Genomic DNA, 676 nt, shown 5'->3' on the forward strand with positions numbered 1-676 from the left:
CACCAGCTTGGTGCGCGCGGTCTCGAGCAAGCGGCTGTCGGTCGGGTGCGCCACCGCCTTGGGTTGTACGGTGGTGTCCACCACCACGCGCTTGAGTTCCTGCGGCTTGATGAGTCCGGTTTCCACCGCCACGTTGATCGTCTGCGCCAGGAGTTCTTCCACCCCCTCCTCGCCCAGCAGCCGGCGAAACTTCACCAGCGTCGTGGCGTCGCACGGCCGGCGATGTTCAAAGTACGCCCGCCCCGAGAAGAACTGCCATGTGGGGGTTTCGCCCCAGCGCTCGACCACCCCTTCGTCCGACTCGTTGAAGGCGTGCTTCAGATACAGCAGCGCGATCATCACGCGCAGCGGCACGCGGGGTCGGCCTGCGTTGGACGCCCGAGCTGCGCGCACCGGAGATTCGCCAAAGAGGTCCAGATCGGGCATCGCGACACCTGCGCGCGCTTTGCGCATGAACAGGTGCGACAGCCTTGCTTCCAACTCCTGCCACGGCATGCGTGAGGACAACACCGCCAGCGGATGGCGCAGGTCGATCATCTGATCGAGCCGCAAGCGGAAGAAGTCCTCGGTGGCGGGGCAGGCAAACATCGAAAAACTCCCAGAAAACGGCGCATCAGACCATCAAATCTGGGGGAAATTGTACTCGCAAACAGACAATAACACAAGAAAAATCATG

The 676-nt window shown here is 62.4% G+C and carries 1 protein-coding gene; it reads right to left on the reverse strand.

Features of this window, described 5'->3' with window-relative positions; genetic code table 11:
• Window positions 1-588: transposase (locus Tchar_RS13615; protein WP_144329498.1), on the reverse strand; the 588-nt coding region annotated here is incomplete at its 3' end.
• Between the last annotated feature and the right edge of the window lie 88 nt (window positions 589-676).

This window comes from Tepidimonas charontis (assembly GCF_007556685.1).
Lineage (GTDB): Bacteria > Pseudomonadota > Gammaproteobacteria > Burkholderiales > Burkholderiaceae_C > Tepidimonas > Tepidimonas charontis.